The sequence below is a fragment of the Nostoc sp. genome (genome assembly GCF_036917315.1).
Taxonomy (GTDB): domain Bacteria; phylum Cyanobacteriota; class Cyanobacteriia; order Cyanobacteriales; family Nostocaceae; genus Nostoc.
In genome coordinates this window covers 1-25,819 of sequence record NZ_JBALDR010000069.1, presented here as the reverse complement: position 1 = coordinate 25,819, position 25,819 = coordinate 1, and the positions used below count along the sequence as shown (strand labels likewise).

Annotated in this window: 18 protein-coding genes and 2 pseudogenes; 8 read left to right on the top strand and 12 right to left on the bottom strand. The window is 41.5% G+C overall.

From position 1 onward, the window contains the following. Positions 1-36: 36 nt before the first annotated feature. The 3 genes from V7K84_RS32400 to btpA all read right to left on the bottom strand — a co-directional run bounded on the left by V7K84_RS32400 (position 37) and on the right by btpA (position 4,983). The gene (locus V7K84_RS32400; RefSeq protein WP_334844353.1) at positions 37-2,244 is read right to left on the bottom strand and encodes a CHASE2 domain-containing protein; all 2,208 of its coding nucleotides are present in this window, start codon (positions 2,242-2,244) and stop codon (positions 37-39) included. 809 nt (positions 2,245-3,053) lie between these two features. Next, the gene (locus V7K84_RS32395; protein ID WP_334844352.1) at positions 3,054-4,037 is read right to left on the bottom strand and encodes a vitamin K epoxide reductase family protein; all 984 of its coding nucleotides are present in this window, start codon (positions 4,035-4,037) and stop codon (positions 3,054-3,056) included. Between the two features lie 97 nt (positions 4,038-4,134). After that, positions 4,135-4,983 (bottom strand): photosystem I biogenesis protein BtpA, encoded by an 849-nt coding sequence (gene btpA / locus V7K84_RS32390; RefSeq protein WP_334844387.1) that lies wholly within the window; start codon positions 4,981-4,983, stop codon positions 4,135-4,137. 756 nt (positions 4,984-5,739) lie between these two features. Here btpA and rimO point away from each other — a divergent pair. The 3 genes from rimO to V7K84_RS32375 all read left to right on the top strand — a co-directional run bounded on the left by rimO (position 5,740) and on the right by V7K84_RS32375 (position 9,623). Beyond that, complete coding sequence (gene rimO, locus V7K84_RS32385; protein WP_094352114.1) at positions 5,740-7,059, top strand: 30S ribosomal protein S12 methylthiotransferase RimO; 1,320 nt, start codon at positions 5,740-5,742, stop codon at positions 7,057-7,059. Positions 7,060-7,318: 259 nt separating this feature from the next. Then, positions 7,319-8,848 carry a DEAD/DEAH box helicase gene (locus tag V7K84_RS32380; protein WP_334844350.1) on the top strand — a complete coding sequence of 510 codons (1,530 nt, stop codon included), beginning with the start codon at positions 7,319-7,321 and terminating at the stop codon, positions 8,846-8,848. Between the two features lie 196 nt (positions 8,849-9,044). After that, complete coding sequence (locus V7K84_RS32375) at positions 9,045-9,623, top strand: Uma2 family endonuclease (protein ID WP_334844348.1); 579 nt, start codon at positions 9,045-9,047, stop codon at positions 9,621-9,623. 21 nt (positions 9,624-9,644) lie between these two features. On the opposite strand, the gene V7K84_RS32370 is transcribed toward V7K84_RS32375, so the two are convergent. From V7K84_RS32370 to V7K84_RS32350, 5 genes and pseudogenes are all read right to left on the bottom strand, one after another. Next, on the bottom strand, positions 9,645-10,592 hold the full coding sequence (locus V7K84_RS32370) for an aldo/keto reductase (protein WP_334844347.1): 948 nt from the start codon (positions 10,590-10,592) through the stop codon (positions 9,645-9,647). A 267-nt stretch (positions 10,593-10,859) separates the two neighbouring features. Further along, complete coding sequence (locus V7K84_RS32365) at positions 10,860-11,084, bottom strand: hypothetical protein (RefSeq protein ID WP_292715583.1); 225 nt, start codon at positions 11,082-11,084, stop codon at positions 10,860-10,862. A 291-nt stretch (positions 11,085-11,375) separates the two neighbouring features. Beyond that, positions 11,376-13,487, bottom strand: a complete 2,112-nt coding sequence (locus tag V7K84_RS32360; protein ID WP_334844345.1) for a hypothetical protein — start codon at positions 13,485-13,487, stop codon at positions 11,376-11,378. After that, positions 13,484-16,939, bottom strand: coding sequence for a hypothetical protein (locus V7K84_RS32355; protein ID WP_334844343.1), 3,456 nt, complete (start codon positions 16,937-16,939; stop codon positions 13,484-13,486). The genes V7K84_RS32360 and V7K84_RS32355 overlap by 4 nt, the downstream gene beginning before the upstream one ends. 285 nt (positions 16,940-17,224) lie before the next feature. Continuing rightward, positions 17,225-17,739, bottom strand: a pseudogene (locus V7K84_RS32350) (DUF2887 domain-containing protein). Positions 17,740-17,975: 236 nt separating this feature from the next. Here V7K84_RS32350 and V7K84_RS32345 point away from each other — a divergent pair. The 4 genes from V7K84_RS32345 to V7K84_RS32330 all read left to right on the top strand — a co-directional run bounded on the left by V7K84_RS32345 (position 17,976) and on the right by V7K84_RS32330 (position 22,139). Beyond that, positions 17,976-19,409: a BCD family MFS transporter gene (locus V7K84_RS32345; RefSeq protein ID WP_334844341.1), complete on the top strand. Its 1,434-nt coding sequence runs from the start codon at positions 17,976-17,978 to the stop codon at positions 19,407-19,409. 83 nt (positions 19,410-19,492) lie between these two features. Then, positions 19,493-20,299, top strand: coding sequence for an inositol monophosphatase family protein (locus V7K84_RS32340; RefSeq protein WP_334844339.1), 807 nt, complete (start codon positions 19,493-19,495; stop codon positions 20,297-20,299). A 216-nt stretch (positions 20,300-20,515) separates the two neighbouring features. Beyond that, on the top strand, positions 20,516-21,088 hold the full coding sequence (locus V7K84_RS32335) for a hypothetical protein (RefSeq protein ID WP_334844336.1): 573 nt from the start codon (positions 20,516-20,518) through the stop codon (positions 21,086-21,088). Between the two features lie 94 nt (positions 21,089-21,182). Next, complete coding sequence (locus V7K84_RS32330) at positions 21,183-22,139, top strand: MDR/zinc-dependent alcohol dehydrogenase-like family protein (RefSeq protein ID WP_334844334.1); 957 nt, start codon at positions 21,183-21,185, stop codon at positions 22,137-22,139. A 39-nt stretch (positions 22,140-22,178) separates the two neighbouring features. Here the strand turns inward: V7K84_RS32330 and V7K84_RS32325 are convergent, their stop codons facing one another. From V7K84_RS32325 to petP, 4 genes are all read right to left on the bottom strand, one after another. Continuing rightward, complete coding sequence (locus V7K84_RS32325) at positions 22,179-22,466, bottom strand: hypothetical protein (RefSeq protein ID WP_334720770.1); 288 nt, start codon at positions 22,464-22,466, stop codon at positions 22,179-22,181. Between the two features lie 83 nt (positions 22,467-22,549). Then, a complete protein-coding gene (gene chlG / locus V7K84_RS32320; RefSeq protein ID WP_334844331.1) occupies positions 22,550-23,596 on the bottom strand; it encodes a chlorophyll synthase ChlG in 1,047 nt (348 codons plus the stop codon). Positions 23,597-23,804: 208 nt separating this feature from the next. Further along, a complete protein-coding gene (locus V7K84_RS32315; protein WP_334844329.1) occupies positions 23,805-24,905 on the bottom strand; it encodes a Get3/ArsA fold putative tail anchor-mediating ATPase NosAFP in 1,101 nt (366 codons plus the stop codon). A 119-nt stretch (positions 24,906-25,024) separates the two neighbouring features. Continuing rightward, the gene (petP, locus tag V7K84_RS32310; protein WP_099103983.1) at positions 25,025-25,216 is read right to left on the bottom strand and encodes a cytochrome b6f subunit PetP; all 192 of its coding nucleotides are present in this window, start codon (positions 25,214-25,216) and stop codon (positions 25,025-25,027) included. A gap of 262 nt (positions 25,217-25,478) precedes the next feature. Between petP and V7K84_RS32305 the strand changes: the two are divergent. Continuing rightward, positions 25,479-25,730 (top strand): annotated as a pseudogene (locus V7K84_RS32305) (hypothetical protein); the annotation flags it as partial. Positions 25,731-25,819: the final 89 nt, after the last annotated feature.

Sequence of the window (25,819 nt, the reverse complement as noted above, 5' to 3'; positions counted from 1 at the left end):
TAGTCAAAAAAAACTGGAGACTTGACTCTTAACTAATTAAGCAAACTCGTAGCGATTTTTACCCAGGCGCTTGGCACGATACATTGCTGTATCAGCTTGTTTCATCAAAGTTTCACTGTCTTGACTGTTGTATGGGTAAACACTAATGCCAATACTGGCAGAGACTCGGATTGTATAGCCGTCCAAAACAATTGGCTTGGTAATACTGCTTAAAATTTTTTCGGCGACTTTAGCAGCTATTTGGACATTAGGAATTGCCCGTAAAATCACAGTAAATTCATCGCCACCCAAACGAGAAACTGTATCACTAGCGCGTAAAGAGTTGCTGAGTCTTTCAGCAATAGTCATTAACAAGCGATCGCCCGTCTCGTGTCCCAACGTATCATTGACTTGCTTAAAGCCATCTAGATCGATAAACAGCAGTCCCAACAACAAGTTATTGTGTTGCGCCCAATGTAAGGACTCGTAAAGTTGTTCGGCAAAAAATTTGCGATTGGATAAACCGGTGAGGGGGTCGTGATACGCTAAATAACGTAAGTGGTCTTCTTTGAGTTTTAATTCATTGTTAGAGCGGGATAGTTCAGCAGCTGTACGCTTCAGTTGTTCTTCCATCAGCTTGCGCTGAGTAATATCTCGGATGACACCAACTAAAAAGAAATTGCCAGCTGAGTCTTTGTGGAGCGATCGCTTAGTGGCAATTTGATGAGTCTGACCATCGGCATTTGTAAATTCTTCTTCATGTTCTTGGGGTTGCTGAGTCCGAAAAACAAAATCGTCTTGTTGTCGAAACACATCAGCTTCATGTTTTGGGAAAAAGTCATAGTCTGACTTTTCAATTAATAACTTATTTGGATAACCGATAAATCGACAATACGCCTCATTTAAAACAATCCACTGATGTTGTTCATTTTTCACAAAAATTGGATCGGGGATCGTGTTGATAACGTGATGCAAAAATTCTTTGGAACGTTTCCACTCTTCCTGCATGTGAGCAATATGACTAGTCATCCAAATAGCTGAAGTGCCAAAGCAAACCAGTGAGGGAATGAGTGGTATCCACCAACCGTATAAGAAAAAAGCCAGGTATGCACTCACGGACAATACAAAGCAACAAACTACGATCGAGAAGAGACTCCTAGTTGCGTGTCGTATCCGCCATATCATCACGGCTCCCAGATAAGACCAGACAAAAACCCACAAGTATTCCACCAAGTCAGGCCAAACTTTGAGTAATGGTCTTCCATCAACAGCAGCAGAGATTAACTCACTAATAAAATAAGCCTGCAATTGAATACCAGGTACAGGCTTTGCCGTACCCATTAAACTGCTGGAGTAGGGAATAAATACAAAATCTGGGAGACTGGGCGCAGTCGAACCAATAAGTATAATCCGATCTTTGATTAAGTTTGCTTTGACTTTATCTGCCAGTACATCTCTCATCGATACCTGGCGAAAACTACACAATTCTCTAGACGAACTTTGACATTTAGGTTTGGGAAAATTGCTCAAAATTTGGTAGCCTCTATCATCAGCTCCCACATAAGCACCATCATTAGCCTCAAAACGAGTAAATGCTGCCTTCCCTAATTGCAAATACTCAGAGTCACTTTTTGCTTTAGTGGGAGTAATTCCCTTTGACTTTAAATACAATAAAGCCAACTTCAGGGCAAAACTTTCATGTACTTCACTTTTAATGTGCCAATACAACAAACTGCGACGTACTTTACCATCAAGATCGTACAGCACGTTATTAAAGCCCACTTGATCCTGATTCAGCCCTGGTGGAGGCGAAACACTAAAGTTTTTGTTGTTATCATTTGCTAGTAGTTCAATACCAATCAAGTTGGGTATTGACTGATAAGCATTACGTAGTTCTTGATTACCAGGCTCTACTGGTAAATTTTTGTAGATATCTAAGCCAATCGCACGGGGTTTGTGGACATTTAATTTTTGCAACAACTGGGCAACCTTCGCATCTGGAATTGGCCACGAACCTACTTCGTTTAAATAAGCCTCATCAATCACTACGATCGTAATCCGGTCTTCTGGCGGTTCATTTGGACGTAAGCGAAAAAATTGATCCAAACCTGCCAACTCCAAAGATTGCAATAATCCAATGGAGTGCAAAAGCAGGACGCAGACTGCAACGCTGGCCGCAGTAATCAATTCTCTGTGTCCTCGACTAAGCGATTGTTTCAGTCCAAAGGTTAACTTCACAAAACGCTTGCCTAGCTGCTGATTCATTCCCATTACCTAGTAGGCAAAAATATTCTCTATTTCCTATAGCTAGCGACAGTTTTTAGGCGATGCCGGCGGCGGGCTACGCCTACGCTATTTATCAAATATCCTTTGGTTTGAAAGAAGGTATTTTTGTTAATGCACAAGATAATAAATTTGTACAGTGCGTAAGTTCTAAGCTATTAACTATCGGACTAACATAGCTCAAGCAGGAACTAAATAGAGTTTCTAAGAGTTTTTTCAACTCAGCAAGGTTCTTCAAGATATCGTGGTATTTGTGATGTATTACCATATATTGAGGCCAATTATCTGACTAAACGGTAACTGGGGCTTTTGTGGCTATCAGCACCAATTAAGAAATATTGTTGAAAGTGAGTTCAGTGAATTTAACGTCCAAAGCCTTATTTGGTAAAGCTTACTCATTAAACTCGTACATTTACGATCTAATTGAATATTTTACTGAGAATTACGGTAACTTCCAACAGACACACCTTTGGGTTCGGCGCTGACATGATTACATCCCAAGGTGGCTCCCGAATGCTGCAAAAAGAAATTAAAATATACATTGTATTAGGGTAAATATACTTGATTAATTTCCTTCAGCTTCAAGTGTTGGCGGATAAAAGCCGCAGGAAAATTGGTAATGGAGTATTGGACAACATTTATCATCTATTACCAAAAACAAAAAAGCCAACTGGAAACAGACTTTGCTGTATTCATCCAGTTGACTATGTATAGGTTGTGAACTACACCGTAGCACTAGGTAGGTGTAGCCTTCCCAATTGGCAACCGCGGCAGAGGCTAACTCAAGGCAATTACTTGAAATATTTGAAGTTACGAGGTCCTGTGTAACCAGAAACTTTCGCTAGTTCCTCTAAGTTTTGGACTCCGCTATAGCTTTTACCATTAACGATCCAAGTGGGGAAACCTTCAATTTTTGCGGCTTTACACACTTCTGGTTGAGCTTTGAGTCCATCGGGAGCGCACTCTACCTTAATACCATTATTGATTATTTCCTCAGCTTCTTTACCAAAAAGCAGCTTTTGTTCGTGACAGTGAGGACACCAATAAGCACTGTATTCTTTTGCACCTACCTTCCCTAGATGCTGTGCTAAGGCTATTTCTGCCTCACCAGAAGTTGTGGTAACTTCCCAACCGAACGCTGGGTTGGGGTTTTCCTTGGGAGTAAAGGTAATTTTAGTGGGTTGTCCAGGAGTTCCAGGTGTCACATCTGATTGATTCACACCAGCATAAACGCCTAAAGTACCAATCAGCGTTACCATCCCGACAATCAGGGCAGTAAACAAGATTTGTCCAATATCCTCCCAAGTCCGACCGATAATTGTTAGTACCAAAAGACTCACAGAGAATAAAGCTGAACCGATACAGTAAGGACAAATCGCTTTGATTTGAGATGTCAGCACATACATTAGGTAGCCGCTAAAGACAGACATAGCGATCGCACCTACCAGCAGCAGCCACCACGTCCAATTTTCCAATTGTTTGCGGTTATTGTTTTCCCCTGAATTGAATACCAAGGGAGCCAAAGCTAATATCACCATACTGGTGTATGCCAAAAACCCAAACAAAGCTAATGGCTGACCAAAAACCGTTGCCCAAGGACTGGAAAGCACATCATTACAGCCCTTAGCACCAGCCTGTGCCACACAAGCGGCACTGCCTCCGGTTAACTTTTCTATGGTGAGATAACCTGTTATCAGAGCACCACATCCAGCGATCGCGGCAATCAATGGACGTGACCATTTATGAATCCAAGGAGTAGAACGACGGCGAATCATAAATTGTTATTGGTTAATGGGCATTGGGCATTGGGCATTGGGCATTGGGCATTAATTATTTCTTCCCATGCCCCATTCCCCATGCCCCATGCCCCAATTAAGAATGTAACTTCACTTGTTCTGCTGATTTGCTTTCACCTTTGGAGTTCCAATTGCGACGGGCAGCTTCTACGAATTGACTGACACGAATTGGGTCAATTGGTTGCTCTATGCGTCCATGACGTTTCAGGGAACTGGAAACTATTACACCATCTGCTGCTTGCATCAATGTATCAATATTTTCCCAATTAGCCCCACTCCCGATGAACACTGGCGTGCCATTTGCTGCACCACAAGCAAGTTCCAAATCTTCTAAGTTAGGAGGACTACCAGTAGCCCAACCCGATAAAATCACTCCGTCTGCTAAACCCCTTTCAATAGTGTCTTTCACAGCGACTGTAAGATTTGGAGAACTCAAAGGACGGGCGTGTTTCACCAACACATCGGCCAGGATTTTAACATCACAGCCCAACTCCCGTCGATAGCGGAGTAGTTGATGGGCTTCTCCCTCAATTAATCCCTGGTCAGTTGCCATCACCCCTGTGAGGACGTTGACGCGGATAAATTGCGCCTGTACACAGCTAGCGATCGCTATTGCACTTTTGGCATCATTTCGCAAAACATTTAAACCTATCGGCAAAGTCACCAAATTCTGTATCCGCTGCACCACAATGGTCATGGCACTCACAACCACTGGATCGACTTGGTTTTTGGTAAACGGCGCGTCGAAAAAATTCTCGACAATCAGACCGTCAACCCCTCCACTTGCTAGGGCTGCGGCTTCTTGTTCGGCACGAGCAATCACCGCTTTTAAACTACCTCCCCAACGGGGTGAGGTAGGCAGTGGTAGCAGGTGAACCACGCCAATAATTGGGGAACGAGTTTTAAATATCTGATATAAGTCCACGTCTTTAATCCGCCTCGCGGAGTCCAGAGTCCAGAATTTTTTGACTATTGAACGCCAGTTCAACGTCACTCCTCTTAAGGTCGGGAACCTTTTTACAGGGGTGGCTCTTCAACGGGGAAAACCCCGCACGTGACTGGCTCCTTTTGACCCTTGACTCTTGACTTTCCATTAATTAGTCAAATGTGTTTTATGATAGTCGGTTTATTGCCTCTTTCCTCAGATGGAAATTGGCGTGAAACCTCCCATAAGATATGTTAAGATAAAACCTGGCTACAAGAGGAGTTTGCCACTCACTAGACGCAAGGCAGCTTTCCGTGGTTTAGGCGTCTTGTCCGCGCACTGTCGTAGGACTTGCCAATCGCCAGGTTAGCATTACTGCTTTATAGGCGTAGTCGCTTTCGTCGATTTCCCTGAGGGTAGCGACTTCTCACAACAAGCCCTTTGGGCGGCTTCCCGATGGGTAGGTTAACAACGCACACGCTGTGGTAATGTAAAATACGAATAGGCGAATTGTTAAAAAACATTACAAGTGTCAAATGTACCCAAAGACACTTCAATTTACCCTGGGGAACAGATTGATAAAAATATCATAACATGACCTCTATTTTTATTATTGATAGGGTCATAATTCTACGGACAGTTGCTGACAGTGAAAATCTGTCAACGTGCTGTTATTAGAAGGATAGCGGTCGGAAAAAAGCGAAATTAACGCCAGAATGTTGATTACAAGAAAAAAAATGAAGATATTTTCAAAATATGGGTGACAAGCCAACGATTGCCATTTCTCATCTGGGCTGCGAGAAAAATCGAATTGATACAGAACACATGCTAGGACTGCTCGTAGAAGCAGGCTACGGTGTAGATACAAATGAAGAGTTAGCAGATTACGTTATTGTTAATACTTGTAGTTTTATTGAAGCGGCCCGGCAAGAATCTGTCAGAACGTTGGTAGAACTGGCAGAGGCAAATAAAAAGATCGTAATCACTGGCTGTATGGCGCAACACTTCCAAGAGCAACTTTTGGAGGAGTTACCTGAAGCAGTAGCGGTGGTTGGTACAGGCGATTATCACAAAATTGTTAATGTAATTGAGCGTGTTGAACTTGGCGAGCGGGTCAAACAGGTTAGTATAGAGCCAACCTACATTGCCGACGAAACTACACCGCGCTATCGCACTACAACAGAGGGCGTTGCTTACCTCCGGGTTGCCGAAGGTTGTGATTATCGTTGTGCATTTTGTATAATTCCTCATCTTCGAGGGAACCAGCGATCGCGTACTATAGAATCTATCGTCGCCGAAGCGGAGCAGTTAGTTAGTCAAGGGGTAAAGGAAATTATTTTAATTTCCCAAATCACCACTAACTACGGTCTAGATATTTACGGTCAGCCAAAATTAGCCGAATTACTTCGCGCTTTGGGGAAAGTAGATATACCGTGGATCAGAATGCACTACGCTTATCCCACGGGACTGACCCCAGATGTGATCGCGGCGATTCAAGAAACACCCAACGTCTTGCCTTATCTGGATTTGCCCTTGCAGCATTCTCATCCAGATGTTCTCCGCTCCATGAATCGTCCTTGGCAAGGACGCGTAAATGATGGGATTATAGATCGCATCAAAACGGCGCTACCAACAGCCGTATTGCGGACAACATTTATTGTTGGTTTCCCAGGAGAAACAAACGAGCATTTTGAGCATTTATTAGAGTTTGTTCAAAGGCATGAATTCGATCATGTTGGTGTCTTCACCTTTTCCTCTGAGGAAGGAACCCCAGCTTACAAGTTGCCAAATCAGTTGCCCCAATTGGTGATGGACGAGCGCCGATACCAACTTATGGAAATCCAGCAACCGATTTCCCAAAAGAAAAATCAACAGGAAGTAGGCAAAATCGTTGATGTCCTGATTGAGCAAGAAAATCCTGAAAGTGGTGAATTAATAGGTCGTTCAGGTAGATTTTCCCCAGAGGTTGATGGTCTGGTATATGTCAAAGGCCAGGCAAAATTAGGAACCATCGTGCCAATAGCGATTCACCACGCTGATACATACGACCTCTATGGTCAGGTAGTCAATAACTAAATTGTTATTTGTCTTTTGTCCAAAGTCTATTGTTAAATGACCCTTCCAGATTCACCCTTATTCTGAGGTCAACGCTGCATTAATGGCAGTTTTCGTGAGGGTTTACCTGAAGTTCGCGGATTCGTTGGCATAGCTTGAGGCTGCGCTATCGCCCTTGGCTCACTAGTAGCCAATAACTAATGACTAATGACTAATGACTAAATAACTAATGACTAAATGACTAATCCAAAAATCCTTACATAAAATTTAGGACGAATTAATGACTCTTTCATTTCAAGAATTAGGAATTTCCCAAGAGCGTGTCGAACAACTAGAAAAAATCGGTTTTACCGAACCAACTAACATTCAAGTGCAAGCAATTCCCCAATTGCTAGCCGGTCGTGATGTAGTCGGTCAATCTCAAACTGGAACAGGCAAAACGGCAGCATTTTCACTGCCAATTTTAGAGCGGCTAGATATCAATCAAAGAGCCGTACAAGCCATAGTTTTAACACCGACTCGTGAATTAGCGATGCAAGTTCACGATGCGATCGCCCAATTTATCGGTAATGAAGGATTGCGGGTGTTAGCAATCTATGGAGGTCAATCAATTGACCGCCAAATGTTACAACTCAGACGTGGCGTTCACATGGTTGTGGGCACTCCCGGACGGGTAATCGATTTGCTCGATCGCGGCTGTTTAAAGCTCGATCAAGTGAAGTGGTTTGTGTTAGATGAAGCCGATGAAATGTTGAGCATGGGCTTTATCGACGATGTGATCAAAATCCTCTCGCAAGCGCCCGTAGATCGCCAAACAGCTTTATTCTCGGCAACAATGCCACCATCAATTCGGATGTTGGTGAACAAGTTCTTGCGATCGCCTGCAACTGTCACCGTTGAGCAGCCAAAAGCCGCTCCTAACAAGATTAATCAAGTAGCTTATCTGATCCCCCGCCACTGGACAAAAGCCAAAGCTTTACAACCAATTCTGGAAATGGAAGATCCAGAAACAGCTTTAATCTTCGTCCGCACCAGACGCACCGCCGCCGAACTCACCAGTCAGTTACAAGGTGCTGGTCACAGTGTAGATGAATACCACGGTGACTTGTCCCAACAAGCGCGGGAACGCTTATTAATCAGATTCCGTAACCGTCAAGTTCGCTGGGTGGTAGCAACTGACATTGCAGCAAGAGGGTTAGATGTCGATCAACTCTCCCATGTAATCAACTTCGACTTACCCGATAGCGTAGAAACCTACGTCCACCGTATTGGTCGTACTGGTCGTGCTGGTAAAGAAGGAACAGCAATCTCTTTAGTTCAACCATTTGAGCGGCGCAAACAGCAAACATTTGAACGTCATAACCGCCAAAATTGGCAAGTGCTGACGATTCCCACACGCGCCCAGATTGAAGCAAAACACATTCTGAAATTGCAAGAACTGGTGCGGGAAGCTTTGACAGGTGAGCGTTTGGCTTCATTCTTGCCCATTGTCAGCGAATTGATTGAAGAATACGATGCTCAAGCGATCGCCGCAGCTGCACTACAAATCGCTTACGATCAAACTCGTCCCGCTTGGTTGAGTTCAGACGTGGAAATTCCCCAAGAAGAATCTTCTGCTCCCAAACCAAGACTCGGTAAGCGTCGTGAATCTTCTAGCGATCGCCCCCGTGCTGCGTGGAAATCAGATAGCAGCAATGGAGAAGAAAGACATTCTTCTCCCAAGCCAAAACTGCGGACAAGTGGACACGAGTCTTCTGCATCCCCTAGTAAAAAGATAGGTTCACCGACAGCTAGAGAATCAGCTTCTTAGTCAAGAGTTAGAAGTTAATCAATTTTGGATTTTAGATTTGAGGTTTTTTCTTCAATCCAAAATCCAAACCTAAAATTGGAGAGTTGAGAGTTAGGAGTCAAGATTTTGACTTTGGCTCTTGACTTTTTGGCTTTTTGGGTAATTTTTTCTACTAGTTTGTAGGAAGATAAATTATAGATGCATTCTTCGTGGTCTTATGTTCACTATCCTAGACTTAGAGCAACTACAAGCAGAGCATCCAGAATGGCAGATAGAGCTAGTAGACGGAAATATAGTTGTTATGGGGCCATCAGATTATGAGTCAGAGGAAATAGGTGCTGAGTTAGTTAGGTTACTGGGCAACTGGGTACGCCCACAGAGGTTAGGACGGGTAACGGGTTCTAGCGCTGGTTTTATTTTGCCGACATTAGAAACTGAAAACGGGAAAGAAACTGATAATGAAAAACGAAATCTCCGCGCTCCCGATGTATCTTTTGTTCGGGCTGATAGACTTAAAATAAGCAAGCGCGACTTTGTGGAACTGGTTCCTGATTTGATGGTTGAGATAAAATCTAAGTCAGACCGGATCAAACCACTGGTAGAAAAGATTCAGCTATTCCTACAACTTGGATCTACGGTTGGTATCCTGATTGATCCTGACAAATTGACGCTCACAGTTTATCGACTCAACCAAGAACCAATAATTTTGCAGGACAACGACAAACTGACACTACCAGACTTACTACCAGGTTGGGAGCTAGTAGTGTCAGAAATTTGGCCTCCTGTATTTGAGTAGAGACGTTGCACTGCAACGTCTTTACAGCCAAGGACGACTAACTAGTTCTAACTCTCCAATTTCATCGTCGCTCAATTTCCAGCCCAAAGCACCAGCATTTTGCCGTACCTGTTCGGCTGTCTTCACCCCAGCAATGGGAATAACATTCCCCTGAGCAATTAACCAGTTGAGAGCAACTTGGGCAGGAGTGCGATCGTATTTTTGCCCGAAATTGCGTAGCAAAGATATAACTGGGGCAATTTTTTGTAGACCTTCTTTCTTAAATCGCGAGTCTATTTTCCTCGCACCAGTGGGGGTTTCAGCACTATCAATACTGTACTTGCCAGTGAGTAATCCCTGAGCTAAAGGACTATAAGCCAAAATAGTCACACCCAACTCACGGGCAGTTGCGATAATACCTTTACTTTCAACTTGGCGACTGAGTAAAGAATAGCGTACTTGATTTACAGCCAAAGGCACTCCACGGTTCGCTAATATTTGATGCGCGTCTCGCATTTGCTCTGCTGAGTAATTACTTACACCAACTGCGGCAATTCTGCCCCGCTTCACTTCATCCGCTAGGGCATTCATCAAAGTTTCTTGACTTAAAAAGAAGGCAAAAGGCCAATGTACTTGATACAAGGCGATTCGCTCTAATTGCAAGCGTTTGAGGCTGGCTGTTAAAGCATCCGAGACGGATTGGGCTGTAAATCGCCACGGTAGGGGGCCAAATTTTGTGGCGATTTGTACAGGTTGTTGTGTCTGTTGCAGAAATTGTCCCAAAAATTTCTCTGATAGTCCCATTCCGTAGACTTCGGCAGTATCAAAGAAGGTAATACCAGCTTCTAAGGCTGCTGTAAAGGCTTCTTGTAACTGTTCTGGGCCGTAGCGATCGCCATAATTCCAAAATAGTTTATCACCCCAAGCCCAAGTGCCGATGCACAAGGGTGTAACAGATGGGCCATTTTGCCCCAATGTGATGTTTTCCACGGTTGCAAAATTTGATTTATTTACATTTCTTTACTTTTATAGTGTATCGTTACAGATAAGATTGGGTGCGATCGCCACCACTTGGCTGCAAATCTTGTGGTGTCGCAGCTACGCCCGTCATAGACATCGCACCTTGCATAAAGATTTAAAACCTGAATCAAACGCGCATAAACAAGATCCCCGACTTCTTCGAGAAGTCGGGGATCTGCGGGTCGCAATTCTCACAAATCAAATAGGATTGCTATAGTTGAGTGTATTTACTTGTATTTATGAATTAGATGATTTATCCTGCTTGGCTTTTTTGATTAATTCCATGTAGACATTAATCTCACTAATTTCTACATCATGCTCAACTCTGGTTACTTTCCATCTTTCTTTTTTTAGGTAAACTTCCTCTCCTACTCTGGGAGTAAATTGAAGATCGTAGAATTTTTTGAGAAAATCTTTTTGATTTTCTTCCCATAATATTACTTTGACTGGTTCTTTAGTCATTGTTTATGCCTTTTTGGTTACTGGATGAAGCTAAGTAGTTTGATGACATACATACGGCAAGTTTATCTTACTAATTCAATGTAATAGGGTAGTTAAAACCACATTTTCACATAGATATTTTTATGTGGCTTGATTGCGTCCGATAAAGTTACAGAACAATACGATAACTCTAGTCAGCATTACTATTGGGTTTATTTGAAAATATTTCTCCGTGTATTGGGGTTTAATGAAACATAAGTAGAATGTGTCAAACTAATAGTTATTGCAGCTGATGAATACGGATTCATACAGTCATTTAGCAACGCCAAAATTTTTATACTCCCTAATATACTTAAATGGAAAAGGGATTACGGTACTTTGCCCTGTGCGGACAAAATCAACATCCATAGTTTGAAGGAGTTGTCTGAATATCAGTTTCGAGTCCTTTACTGCAAGGATTTTACGGAGATGACAGGCATCTTTGAAAGAATAATCTTTTACATTTTGATCTCCCACGAAATAATATGCTTCTTTTTCAGTTTCGCCGAAATATTTTATATTGAGAGAAGCGTCAAATAAATCTTCGAGGTTTTCCTTCTGTTTTGAAAAAATCAGCCTTATGTGATGTTTGTTTAGAAGATAGTTCCGTAATTCAGATGAAATATTTGAACTCTTTCCTAGCCTTTCATTCAGAAGTTTTTTGAAGCTTTTTTTGTCTAGTTCATTGCTACCCAAAATTTCCAATTCATCGGAAAATCTCACAAGTTCTTCATTATCTTTGCTAGAACTTTCAGCCATAAATTCTTGTATCAACCCTGCCAAAGCCTTTCCACTTCGCTTATTTTCAGGAAACTCAGTTTCGACTTCGTTGATAATAGCTTCAATTTTAGAAAGCTCAGGAATGGTGATTTCATCGCTACGAAATATCTGATTTATATCACCTGTATCAGAAATAACAAGACCTTCCAATGTCCTGCTTTTATCCCCAGAGCTACTATCTATCATAGCATCTTTGTATTTGTCAAATTTTTCCCAGTTAAATATGCCTCGGTCTTCTATTTCATAAAATTCAAAATTACCATTTGGTTGGATTTCCATAAAAATAACGTGATTTCTCTCTTCATCCCAAGCAGCAAAAGTCCAAACTCCTTTTAATTCAAGTTTAGCCCAATCAAACAGGTTCAATGTTCGAGAGCTAATATCACGCTTTATAAGCTGTTCTTTTATAATTGTTTTAACAATAGCGTCAGAGACATTTATGCTTGATTCAATTGTGAGGTGCTGCCGCCGGAATTCATTTGTTGAAGGGAGATATTCGTCTTCTTCTCCCATCTTTTCATAAAAGTCGGCATCATGAATAATTCTAAAATTTAGAGCGTCTCTTTTATCACGTTTACCAACAGTAATTAAGTTTTCATCAGTGATATAAGGAAGAAGCAATTGTTTCAGTGTCATTACTAAATAAGCAGACTCTTCATCGTTGACTCTATCAACTATATGTATTGCCTGACCATCAAGTTTTGAGTGAAGTTGTTTTGGACTTTTAAGCAAGGTGCTTGTAAGTGGTAAGTTGTCGTCAATTTCACGGCAACAAAAATTAACATCCATGTATTTCGATAGATGTTCGTGAATGCTTACCATGATATGGTGAGAAACACCAGCGCTACTTTTGTAAAAATTATCAATACTCCCAAAGTCCAGAAATGGAGTAGATGCTTTTTTACCTTTTAAACCACATTCGATATATATTGTTTTTGCATCAATTTCACCATCACGCGGTAAATGTCTCCGAAGACTTCCAGTTGATGCTTCAAATATATAATTAGGCTTATCAAGAGCATTTTTAAGTTCCTGTTTGCGTTTATTATCAACAGTATTTTTTAGCTCTGTAAGAATAGAAATTTTTGTTCGGTGACGAGCAGTTTTAATCTCTAGCAAGTACCCCTTTTTTAGAGTAATTTTTGCTACATCAATATAGTCTTTGTTTTTGCCTTCAAAATCTCGTACAAGTAACAATGATCCGGTTAGGTTGCAATAATGATATTTAGCAAAACGCGATCTAGAGGATGAAAGCGAGTTTAATAAAATCTGAGCTAGCCATTCTTCACAAATGCAGTCTTCAGAACCTGCAAGTATAGCTTTCGGAGTAACTTCAATAACAGCATCGTCTTTGAATTCCTCATTTTCCCTAATTTTAGAGATAAGTTGGTAAACATCAAGTGGTTTCTTAAACATGGCATAAGCATATTTACTATACTGAAACATGACAGCAGAAGCATTGAAATCTTTACCAAGAAGATAATCTAATTCTCTAGCTCCATACCATTTACCATTTTGTTGTCTTTCTAATCGAATAAACTCAAAATCTTGTTGAATAGCATCAATATTAAAACTGATATTCAGACGATTCGTAAAAATGCTCATTTATGAAATTCCTTCAGAATAAATTTAATTGCTTTATTGTCCACTTTATCGTTTTTACAAAGATAAGGAACTTCGATGATTTTCCTGTCAGATGAGATAATTGGACGAAAAGCTGTATTTGAAGTACCAAGAATGTTAATCACAAAAACCCGATCTGCCCCAACGATCGCCATTTTCTCACGGATTTTATCAATTAATTCATCAGCTGGTACTGCAACCCGATCGTTCCATAACTTGAAGTCTATATAAATGTTCTGCTCAGTTTTGAAGTCAAAGCATTCAAATTCATCCACATCCAGTTCTAGCAAGTCAATATTTAAGAGGCTTTGAAAAATATGTTTCCCGCATACTTCGCCTAACGCCCCTTTATAAATATTGTTGAACATTGGAGGTGTCAGCATAAGTTCAGATTCAGGGAATGCTGTTGCCCAGCCAGAATCAAGGAACAATTTATGTAGGATATCGATTCTCATTAAATCTGAAAGACGAGCAGTTTTTTCACTCACTTCTTTGACTTCTTTTTTTCCGTATTCCTCAGAAAAGAAAACTTGAGTTTCACTATAGTCATATTCTTCTAAATAATGATATGAAGAGACAGCTTTTAGAAATTTAAGGTAAATAATACTATTCCAGTTCAGATTGCATTCTGACTCTTTGGCAATAGCGGGTTGGCGGAGAACTTGCTCTCTAAGATTCTGCCATTCTTTAATAGTCTTAGGTGTCCACGGCGTTTTCAGTTGGCGGCGTATATAAGCAGAACTCTGATTGCTGTTGTTGGATGCACGGTTTTGCGCTTCGATTAAATCTTCAGATTGTTTAGTCGATTCACCAGCTAATTCCAGGAGAACAGTATATTCACGAACAGGAATTACATCTTCTGGTATAGAAAATCTGGTTAGATGTTTTCGCATTGAAGCATCAGCAAGAATATGGATTGTTGGAGCCTTCATATTAGTTCGACATATCCGACCTATGGCTTGAATAATTATTTTATTCAAGAAGAGTGAATAAGCACCTGTATTGTATAAGCTGATGAAGTCCTCAGCCTTTCGCTTAGGCTTATATCTTCCTATATATCTATGAAAGGCTTCATCCAACTTGCTCTTAAATGTGTTTAGGGAAAAAGCCCCATTTTCACGAAGAAATTCCAATTGAAAAATGTATTTGATAAAATCATCATCTTTGAGATTACTCTCAAAAATACTTACAAGCAGATTTCTTGGGCTATCTAGATAAATACCATTAATATCCATATCTGAATGCTTGGGAAAGCTGTTAATATGTATTGGCTCTAGGTTAGAAGGAATAGGAAATTGTAGATTTTGTCCAACTCCAGTTGTTTGGTAAGTAGAAATAATGAATCGGCGTTTGTTATCTTTCAGTTCATTTAGCAGTTTCTTTTTATTTTCGTCAAAGTTTTCTCCCCTAAGCAGGAAAATCGTATCATCTACACTACCATCTATGACATCTTTCTTGTCATCCAATAGTAATTTCGCGTACTCATATAATATATTTAGGTCGAACTTTGGATCAGAAGGCTGTGGTAATTTAGTGAACAGACACAGAAACGCATGACAATCAGGGTGATCCAGAAAATATTTCCATGCAGTCAACGCTCTCACATAACGGCCAAATGAGAATTCAAGACTCTTCTCATCATCATCAGTATTTTTATGACGAAGATCGTTCCATAAAGCCTGTGCTGCTTCTCGGTCACGCAAAAGCTCTTCAAGCTGTTTGATTGCTTCCTTCTGCGAATCTGTTCCAATAAATTCAGTTTTTATGACAACTTGATCGTATCCTTTGGTTGCTTCAGAATATGCGTTTTTGAGCCTGATAATAGCATCTTCTTTAAGACGTATAAATGAATTTCCCAAACGGGATTTCAGATATTCAAGATCGTAGTTTCCAATGTTGGTATAAAGTCCAGCAGTCGCAGAAATGCCGACTACCATAGCCTTTGAGCAAACTCCAGCTAAAAAGGATTCGGGTGTACGGCTGAAGTTGAACATATATATTTTCGATAAGGTATCATGCTCATTACTATCGACGATATCGTGGTAACGAAAGCCTGTATCATAAAACCCCTGGCGCTGGATTGTTCCTTTGTCAGTTTCCAAGCCATAGGAAAAGTCATCTTCTAGAATTTTACTAGTTAAAAATTCGACATCTCTATCATCAAGGCGAAAATGATTAAGAATGCTCTTAACAGCAAATTCAAGGGAAAAGGCTTCGTTAATGCTCTTATTTTCGTTTTTCAAATGACGATAGTTATCGGCTAAATACTTAATTCCTGTCTGAAAGTAGGTTAAAAACCCAGTAATATTACTCAGTAGTTCGTGAATATCGACACCAGTTTTTTTTGTTTTAGTATCAAAAGCCTTAATCCAATTTGTAAGGGTTTGTGAATCTTCAATAATCTCGATACGCTGATGACGATCTAGGACATTATGGAATTGGTAATCATAAAACAGAAAGTTCCTTTTATTTGTAGAAAAGTCTTCATGAGATTTACAGGTATGTTGTAATTTATATGTGGTAAATATGTCATTAGCTTTCTCTCGAAAGGTTTCAATCTGTTGTCGTGGGGATAACCAATTTTTACCGTCCGATTTTTTCTGGAACCATTCAGATTCTTTAATAAGCAGTTCAGGACATTCATTTGGCATAAGATGGTTATGAATATTCAAGAATAAATCAAGAAGATCCACTCGATGCTGCAAGCCTGATTTAATGATATTGTTGAGTACAGCTTCTTTGGTAGTATCAAACTCATCAATAAAAATAAGTGCTTTCTCAATAAACCGCTCATTAAAATAATATGAATTCTCAACAAGTGTCGTATTTTTAGCGACGAACTTATCTATACTAAGGAAAAAAACAGTTTTTTCATCTGTAAATACTGCGGGATATAATTTTCCAATCCATTGATATTCTCGATCATTTTTTATAGCTGAAATGCGGTCTTTTTTTGCTTTGAAATTATTTTTCAATGCTTCTATAATAGTTTTTCGGAATTTAGGCTCAATAATTTTGCGAATTTCTGTTTCCCAGCTATCTTTAACTTCTTTGGGAAGTTGACGATTTTGGAGTATTTCTATGTAAGACTTTAATTTTTTATAAATTTCTGTCTTGAATTGATCAGGAATCTCATCATCAATAGCGAGTAGATTTTTAATAACAGTATCTATATTAGAATCAATAAAAAGAACATGTTTGTCAAAATCATCTTCCTTTCCGTCAGCAATAAAACGCTCTTTGAGTTCGTTAATTGGCAAGTTTTTCTTGAGGTTGGTAATAAATAGTATTTTTCTATTTTGAGCAGCAAATTCCTCGTGATTAGAATAAATAAACTCGAGGACAGTATATGTTTTACCAGAACCAGTCGGCCTACTCAGGAGAAGTAGCCCAGGATTAAATTGTTTACAGTATTCGTTTAATATTTGTTCCATATCCCTGATAACCTTAGTAAAGTTTGAGATGGTTGGATGTCAATGATACATCTATATGGCGATCGCCAACTATGACACCAGTATTAGCAGTACAAGTAGAAGTAGGCAACTATTTCACTTAGATCCTATTAATACCCAGCAGCGTTTTATCCAGTTATGCTTACAGGACACGACTGAAACAAAGCCACGTATACACAAACGCGAGTGCATCTGGTAGAGTTGCGGAATGAAACCCAAAAATTACGAATTACGAATTACGAATTAGTAATTAATTAAATGTCCATTCTATGTGCCTGACTGTGCGGCAATCTGGACAGCTTCTATATCAACATTGAGGTGTTGAGCAATCTGCTCCACGCTCATCCCTGTTTTTAGTAACAAAGGTATGGTAAGTTTCAACATTTCAACTTCCCGTTCTTCTCGACCCTCGGCTTTCGCTTCCTGATAAACTCTTGTTTGTTCCAAAGTAAGTCCTAGCATAGCTTCAACTTCCTCTCTACTCAACGAAGAAAACTTATAAACGGCGATTAACGATTCCGGTTCAGGTACATCAGCGACTCGGTAAAGAACCGATGGTAGAGGGCTTCATCTCTTTGGAATTGAACTTCAGCAAAAAAGATAACTCTGGATGTTGCACCCTCTGGAGGTAAAAACACACCATCGATGCGGAAAGCCGTTTCTTTGACTTCAAGTGATTCAAATCGATAGTTTTGTGCTTGAGGAGGAGGGACATCAATCAGTTCAAAAAGTAACCCAGGAAAACGCTTAAAAATTTGATAGTAAATTGAGTCTCGTTTCACTACTTCATCCTAAAATTCTCTGGTTATGCGTAGGCGTAGCCCGTCGTAGACATCGCAGATTACAACCAAGCCCTAAAAATTAATCCTAACTTGGCTGAAGCATACCCTAATTGAGGTGTATAATTGCTTGCCAAATCCCAACTTCAACTTTTCGTTCGCTGATTTTAAGCGGGTAGGGTTTATCTTTATTTAAAGAGAGAGAGATTAAATCCTATAAAGCATACGAAAAAATAGCTATGGCAAGCGGTGAAGTATTTGATACCAAAACAAAATCCCTATCTGTGCCAAGGGTAAACCTGCTGACCATGTTCCGGTTAGGTTTATTTCAGATGGGGTTGAGCATGATGTCTATTTTGACTCTGGGGGTACTCAACAGAGTCATGATTCAAGAAATAGCAATTCCGGCGACGCTGGTATCAGTAGTTCTAGCACTGCCTTTATTTGTTGCTCCTTCGCGTGTCTGGTTCGGACAGATTTCCGATGCCAAGCCGTTATGGGGATACCACCGTACAGCTTATGTTTGGGTGGGCGCGGCAATATTTGCGATCGCAGCATTTTTCGCTATACAAGTGATATGGCAGCTTAATATTGCTGGAAATAGTACGGGTACTTGGGTATGGACAACCCAAACAATTGGCTGGACAGCGCTTCTGTCTATTGTTTTCGCTGTATATGGTCTAGGAATTTGCGCTAGCGGTACTGCTTTTGCTGCTTTGTTGGTGGATATATCTGAAGAAGATAACCGTTCTAAAGTAGTTGGTGTGGTTTGGTCGATGCTGATGGTGGGGATTATTGTTGGGGCGATTATTAGTAGCATATTACTACAGCCATTAACACTAGGCGTTTCCATAGAAAGCTTGCAGCCAGCAATCAACAGATTGTTTTTGATTGTCCCAGCAATTGTATTTGGTTTAGCGATCGCAGCCACATTCGGCGTAGAAAAAAAGTACTCCCAATACTCAACCCGTTCCACACTGGTGAACCGGGAAGACAGCATTACTCTAGGCAATGCTTGGAAAATCTTGACAGCTAGCCCACAAACAGGTGTGTTTTTCACCTTTTTATTGGTGATGACTATCAGTTTGTTTATGCAAGACCCAATTTTAGAACCGTATGCGGGTCAAGTGTTTAAAATGCCCCTAGCGGAAAGTACCAAATTAAATATTTTTTATGGAACGGGTTTGCTGATTGCCTACGGCGTTACTGGCTTTTATATTGTCCCGCGTTTGGGTAAGCGCAGAACTGCACGTCTAGGCTGTATGTTGGTAGCATTCTGTGCAATATTACTAGGTATATCAGGATTCACAGCTAATGCAGCGGTTCTCAAACTAGGTTTGTTCTTTTTCGGTTTAGCCGCAGGTTTCTTAACTACAGCAGCAATTAGCTTGATGTTGGATCTCACCGCAGCAGAAGCCGCAGGTACCTTTATTGGGGCATGGGGATTAGCGCAGTCCATCTCTAGAGGAATCGCGGTGGTAATCGGAGGTACAGTTTTGGATATTGGACGCAAGCTGCTACCAAGCCTAGAACTAGCTTATGGACTGGTATTTGTTCTAGAAGCCGTGGGAATGGTGCTGTCGATTTGGTTTCTAAATCGGGTGAACATCACAGAATTTCAAACAAGTACCAAGCAAGCGATCGCTTCAGTTTTAGAAAGTGAACTAGACTAACTGTATAGGGGATGGGGCATTGGGCATTGGGCATGGGACAAATGACCAATGACCAATGACAAATGACTAATGACTAATAACCAATGAATGATTTTTGGACAACAATTCTTGATTTTGCCCAAACTACCACTACCAGAGTGGGCAAGCAGCTAATGCAAGATTTTGGGAAAGTACAGGCTGACCAAAAAGCTGATGGTAGTTTGGTGACGCAAGCAGATAAATGGGCAGATCGGGAAATTCGGGATGCGATCGCTTCTAATTTTTCTGGTTACGGCATTTTGAGCGAAGAGAGCGATAAGTTATTTCCCGGTACTGAGTGGTGTTGGGTAATTGACCCTCTTGATGGTACAACCAACTTTACACGCGGTATTCCCATCTGGACAATATCTCTGGGTTTACTGTATCGAGGTACACCCATTTTCGGGTATGTTTACGCACCGACCCTGAATCAAGCTTTTCATGGTTTCTGGGCAGGTTCATCTGGTTTAGCAACACCTACAGGAGCATTTCTCAATCACCACCCCATCCACACCAGTATTGATAGTCCCAGCAACAATCACTTTTTTAACCTCTGTTCTCGTAGCACCGCAGTTATCCAAAACGGTTTTCCCTGCAAAATTCGGATGTTGGGTGTAGCTAGCTATAACTTTTTGACAGTTGCCACTGGGGCTACTCTCGGTGGAATTGAGGCGACACCAAAAGTTTGGGATATAGCCGGGGCTTGGGTAATTGTCCAGGCTGCTGGTGGGGTCTGGTCATCACTGAAGTCAGAACCGTTTCCGTTGTCACCCGGAGAAGATTATAGCGATCGCTCTTTTCCCACCCTTGTGGTTAGTCGTCCCGAATTAATTTCGGTATTTCAACCTTTTCTCGAAGGCGTAAAAATTTAATTTGCAGATTGTAAACCTAAAACCAGTGATTTTGTCAACTAGCCTAGTGGACAATAGCATACCCGATATTAAACTTAACAAAACCCTAGTTAAACAAAGAATTGAGTATAAATAAAGCTGGTAATAATCCTGATTTAAGTGCAAAACCAGTGTAGTTATTAATTTAAGTAGTGTTGTGACTTTCATTACACTGGTTAATTTAGTATAAAAAATTTTATGTTGTCTAATCTAGATTTAATTCGAGAGTTTGTGCAAAACTCTATTCAGAAAAAAGATATTTTGTTGTCAAATCCTGTTTTGACAGCGCAAACAGTGTATAAAATCAACCAACTGACAGCAAAATCTGAAGGCGTAATTGCCACTGTTCAACTATCTAACACCTTATCTGAATTCTCGATTTCTCCAAAATCAACCCAGTGGGAATTGATAAATCAGGCATTAGCAGAATATAGTTATATCCTCAAAGGAGAAGTTGATAGTCGGGGTTTCTATCAGTATCAATACTGCGAAGTTCCCAAAGGCTATCAGATGAACTGTACTAAATGTGTCATTCTATGGCGAGCCTGGTGGAAATATTGCAAGCATAGTTCAAGACAAGGGATTCCGTTAGAACTTCTGATTAGAACACGAGATTCATGGTACCCAATTAGAGATTTAATTATCAGTGACGGACTTCTTTATATCAAAACTTTGGGAAGTGAGATTGCACTTGGCTCAGACGACTTAGTTACTTGGTTAAGCAAAGTTGATGTAAGCAAAATTAAAGAAATACCTTCTACAGAGATATAAGTGTGCGTATGGCGGTATAGATGTAGGTCTCTATATTTGTAAACATTTTTCAAAGTGGTATGACAACATAATTAGGCAAAGGATGTGAAGAGAAATGAAAGGACTTTGGCTCGAAAACAACCAGTTGCAATTACGTACAGATATTCCCGTTCCTGAACCGCCACCAGGAGAAGCCTTGGTACGCGTCTTGCGTGCAGGTATCTGTAACACTGATCTGGAATTACTCAGAGGCTACTATCCTTACACTGGTATTTTGGGGCATGAATTTGTCGGTATTGTTGAACAAGGGCCAGAACACTTAGTTAACCAACGCGTAGTTGGAGAAATCAACGCTGTGTGTGGGCATTGTCGGTTTTGTCGTAGTGGACAACCAACTCACTGCGAAAATCGTACAGTTCTGGGTATTGTCAACCGCAACGGAGCCTTTGGTGAATATCTTTGTTTGCCGGTGGAGAACCTGCATCTCGTACCCGATAATGTGCCGACAGAAGTAGCAACATTTACTGAACCGATAGCAGCAGCTTTGGAAATTCAGCAGCAAGTGCCATTACATCCAAACCATCGGGTGCTAGTGGTTGGAGATGGCAAACTAGGGCAGTTAGTAGCTCAGACACTAGCTCTAACTGGCTGTGAACTCTTAGCTGTGGGGCGTCATCAAGACAAACTGGCTAACTTAGAAGCACGGGGGATAAAAACGAGTCTAGCCGAGGCTGTTACAGATGGATATTTCGATATTTCAGTAGAATGTACTGGCAATCCAGAAGGATTTGCGATCGCCCGCCGCGCCCTACGTCCCCGTGGTACTCTTGTACTGAAAAGTACTTATGCTGGCAACCTCAGCCTAGATGCTTCTTCTTTAGTAGTGGATGAAATCACCCTCATCGGCTCCCGTTGTGGCCCCTTTACTCCAGCTCTCCAGCTACTAGCCACAGGAAAAGTGGATGTGCAACCCCTGATTCATGCCACCTACCCTCTTATTGAAGGGCTTGCAGCTTTTGAACACGCTCAGAGTCGGGGTGTTTTAAAGATATTGTTAGAGATTGGTCAATAGTTAGAAGTTAGGAGTTAGGAGTTATTCTCTCTCATTGCCCTAATACAGATAAGGATTCGTCTTCGGTTGATAGTCAAGACAATCGATCGCTTCTTCTGTATTGGCAATAGATGGGCGTACAGTACATTTAAGACGGTAATTGTCAGTAAAAAATTGGCAGCCAGTACAGGGGATTTGATGCATTTGCTTGGCTGTAGCCACGCTATCTCGCGCCGCCGTCCAGAGACTCAAAACAACGAGAATAGTTACAGTCCAAGCAGTGATAAAGCATATTGGGATTAACAAAGGTTGAATCCCATGAAGGAGGAAAAATATCACTTTTAACACAGTATGTCCTTATACAAATTAGGAATTAAAAGTATATTACCTCTTAACTCCTAATTCCTAACTTCTCACTATAGACGTATAAGTTAAACGCCAGCATGACCCAGGGCTAAACCAGTGACGAGCATTCCCAGAACAAGGAAAGGTTGGGCGCTGGCTTGGTACTTAACATCATTTTTCACGGGGTCACGTAGGAAATACATATCCTGCAAGGTAATTTGCGGGATGATTAACAGTACTAGTATTGCTGCATACAAATTCTCGTGGATGCTGACAAGATAAGCTGCAATCAACCCTTGAAAGACATCAATTGTCACCACACAAATCCATGCTGCGGTGGTGATGCCAAACATTACAGGTAGTGAATTTAATCCTAACTGGCGATCGCCTTCTACACTCTTGAAGTCATTGACAATGGCAATACCCAATCCAGCCAAGCTGTAGAACATTGTCAAAATCACAATTGTGGAATTCAGTTCGCCAAATAAAGCGTGTCCTGTAGACCAAGGTAGGGTAATGTAGCTTGCACCCAAAGCGTAGCTGCCTAGCCAGCCGTTTTGCTTGAGTTTCAGTGGAGGCGCAGAATAAATATAAGCGATGAAAGAACCGATAATCGCGATCGCTGTAATTGTCGGGAATTCATGACCAGACCACACATCTAGCACAAATGCCAAAGCATAGCCAGCAATCAGTAATACCCAAATCTGAATAATTACCTGGGGTAAGGGAATTGCGCCAGAGGGAATCGGGCGATAAGGTTCATTGATGGCATCGATTTCGCGATCGTAGTAATCGTTGAGAATTTGGGTGTAACCTGTCATCAATGGCCCAGCCAGTAACATACAGGCTGCTACCTTCAAGACATTTTCCAGCGTCCAAGTATAGTTCCCAGAAGAAGCCGCACCACAGACTACGCCCCAAATTAGGGGAATCCAGGTAATGGGCTTCATTAGCTGTAAACGAATTTTCCAGATTGAAGTTTCCCCAGCAGATGCACCTTTCATCCCCAACAGCTGCCTAGTTTTCGCACTGCGATCGGCAGATGCGTTCGCTTGCTCATTGGGATTATTTATTACTGAGTCTAGTGCTTCAGATGGGTTAGGGTCTGGGGTAATGGGAGTTGATTCTGACATAATTTTTACTGATTAATTGGGCATTGGGCACTTGTACTGAGCGTATCGCTAAAGCGAAAGCTTCGCTAACGCCTAGCGTCTCGTAGAGAAGCCGTTGGCGCAGCCTCTCCAAGACTTGTATTGAGCATTGGGCATTGGGCATTAGGATTAAGTTTCTTCCCTATTCCCTATTCCCCATGCCCCATACCCCATGCCCTATTCCCATAACTTAAAACGAAATTATCAAATAATTATTCTGAAACTTGGCTCCAGCAACGGGTCTGCCACTTAGAGCCGAGGGTAAGGGAATATTGCGCCGCTGATCTCCTGCTTCTACCGTGACTTCTGGCCCATATTGGGTAAGTTTGACCTGTTTTTTGTCAAATCCTGGCAAGAATAAGCGTACTTGACGATTGTGGATGTCTATTTCAATTGGTTTGGGAGCCTGTAAAGCTTGTGCTTCAAAGTTGGGAAGAGCGTCTATCAGTGGTTGCCAGTCACCTGTGGCTAAGTCGGGAACGACGCTGACAGGTAGAGGTATAAATTCCTCTGATAAGTTGGCATTTTTCTCAGTTGACATAAGCAGAACACCACCGACAGTTAAACCAATTTGTTGAGCGCTACCCCACAAATAACGAGCATTTGCTACCTCAATTGGATCTCCTGTAGTCACTAAGAAAGCCGCGAGACGTTTGGGATCGGCTAGAGCAGCTCTCCCCTTTTCTAAAAAATTATTGACTTGGTTAGTGGGCGCTGCAAAGTTATCTGCTGTCCAGTTGATATTGAAAAAACTGCCAATCAGAGGTTGAATCAAGGGTGATTCAGTAATCGTCTTCCCCAAATCGGAGTTGACAAATAATTGCCGAAATCGCCGGACATACCAACTCAGAGATTCTGGCAAACCCAACATTCGCAGCGTTAAAGAGTCGCCCGTGCCATCGTAGACGATCGCATCATATTTGCCACTGGCATCATATTCACGGATGGAATTCAGTGCCAGGGCGTTGTCCATCCCCGGCAATACTACCAGTTCTTGACCAAAAACGTCTTTGAAGATGGGCGTGCGGAGATATTGCGCCTCAAGTTTCTTCACTTCGTCCCAGTTGCGTTCTAGTAGTACAGATGCTTGAAACTGGACTACTTGCAAATTGGGAGCGATTTCCTGGGGATCGGCAGCAATGGGGGTGCCCAGCAGGATTTGCAATGTTGGTTCTGCTTGTCCTGCGAGGAGTACGCGTTTGCCTTGACTTGCCAATAATTTGGCGGCGGCGATCGCAATTTTGGTACGAGCGGTGCCGCCTTTGCCCAAAAATGTCAATATTAGAGCCATTAGTTGATTCCTATTTTCACCGCCGATCTTTTCCACTCCAACTTAGCACTCAACAAAGACTCTCAACCTGTGCCTTCAAATTCAGAGTCAAAGAAAACCCGGATTTGAGTTCTTTACAACTACACAGCTTTGATTTCATCTTCAAAAAACCAAGTGGAATAATTATCGTCAAACAGCACCACTACACCGATCCCACCACCATCGGTGACTTTGTAGCCTTGGATAATACCCACTTGTCCGAGTTTTTTTACAACTGGGGGAGAAACGCGATCGCGCAAACGATAGACTTTAACCTTTTGTCCGATTTCCATGCCTGATTACAATTCAGATAAACCAAGTCTCAGTGTAGCGGAATCCGTGACTCTGCTCTCATAAATTCAGTGGAAGATAAGGGAACTGGGGAAGATGAAGGAGAATAGTAAATGACTAATGACTTCTGAGATTCAATGATGGTTATAACAAGAACGACAGCGATCGCAGGCGGAAAATTTGTCTAGACACAAAGCTGCTTGTCGTCAAACATCCAAGAGAGTTGTTTCAGATAGCTTGAGTTCAGCAACAAAGGTAGTAATCATGTATCAAACAGATCCACCCCGTCCGCCACAAGAAACAATGCCTACGATGTATGATTTACCCAGTGAATTAGTGGGGGAATCAGGTTTCCCAGATGAATTTCACCGAATTCAGGCAGATTTACTCAGTGAGACTTGTCAGCCTCTTGCTTATCCATCTGAGGAAATTTTGCTTGCTAGCGACTTAAATCTTTACTACGATCCCCGCCATCCTTTGTGGTACAAGCGTCCTGATTGGTACATGGTTTTAGGGCGTGTCATCAATTAGGTAAACTGGAGTCAGTGGTGCTTGGGATGATTAAGCAAATAGAGAAATAATGACTCGACGTTATGCGCTGCGAG

Coding starts and splice junctions, on each gene's coding strand:
- V7K84_RS32400 (WP_334844353.1), bottom strand. CDS start 2,244: ATGAATCAGCAGCTAGGCAAGCGTTTTGTGAAGTTAACCTTTGGACTG.
- V7K84_RS32395 (WP_334844352.1), bottom strand. CDS start 4,037: ATGATTCGCCGTCGTTCTACTCCTTGGATTCATAAATGGTCACGTCCA.
- rimO (WP_094352114.1), top strand. CDS start 5,740: ATGGGTGACAAGCCAACGATTGCCATTTCTCATCTGGGCTGCGAGAAA.
- V7K84_RS32380 (WP_334844350.1), top strand. CDS start 7,319: ATGACTCTTTCATTTCAAGAATTAGGAATTTCCCAAGAGCGTGTCGAA.
- V7K84_RS32375 (WP_334844348.1), top strand. CDS start 9,045: ATGTTCACTATCCTAGACTTAGAGCAACTACAAGCAGAGCATCCAGAA.
- V7K84_RS32365 (WP_292715583.1), bottom strand. CDS start 11,084: ATGACTAAAGAACCAGTCAAAGTAATATTATGGGAAGAAAATCAAAAA.
- V7K84_RS32360 (WP_334844345.1), bottom strand. CDS start 13,487: ATGAGCATTTTTACGAATCGTCTGAATATCAGTTTTAATATTGATGCT.
- V7K84_RS32355 (WP_334844343.1), bottom strand. CDS start 16,939: ATGGAACAAATATTAAACGAATACTGTAAACAATTTAATCCTGGGCTA.
- V7K84_RS32345 (WP_334844341.1), top strand. CDS start 17,976: ATGGCAAGCGGTGAAGTATTTGATACCAAAACAAAATCCCTATCTGTG.
- V7K84_RS32340 (WP_334844339.1), top strand. CDS start 19,493: ATGAATGATTTTTGGACAACAATTCTTGATTTTGCCCAAACTACCACT.
- V7K84_RS32335 (WP_334844336.1), top strand. CDS start 20,516: ATGTTGTCTAATCTAGATTTAATTCGAGAGTTTGTGCAAAACTCTATT.
- V7K84_RS32330 (WP_334844334.1), top strand. CDS start 21,183: ATGAAAGGACTTTGGCTCGAAAACAACCAGTTGCAATTACGTACAGAT.
- chlG (WP_334844331.1), bottom strand. CDS start 23,596: ATGTCAGAATCAACTCCCATTACCCCAGACCCTAACCCATCTGAAGCA.
- V7K84_RS32315 (WP_334844329.1), bottom strand. CDS start 24,905: ATGGCTCTAATATTGACATTTTTGGGCAAAGGCGGCACCGCTCGTACC.
- petP (WP_099103983.1), bottom strand. CDS start 25,216: ATGGAAATCGGACAAAAGGTTAAAGTCTATCGTTTGCGCGATCGCGTT.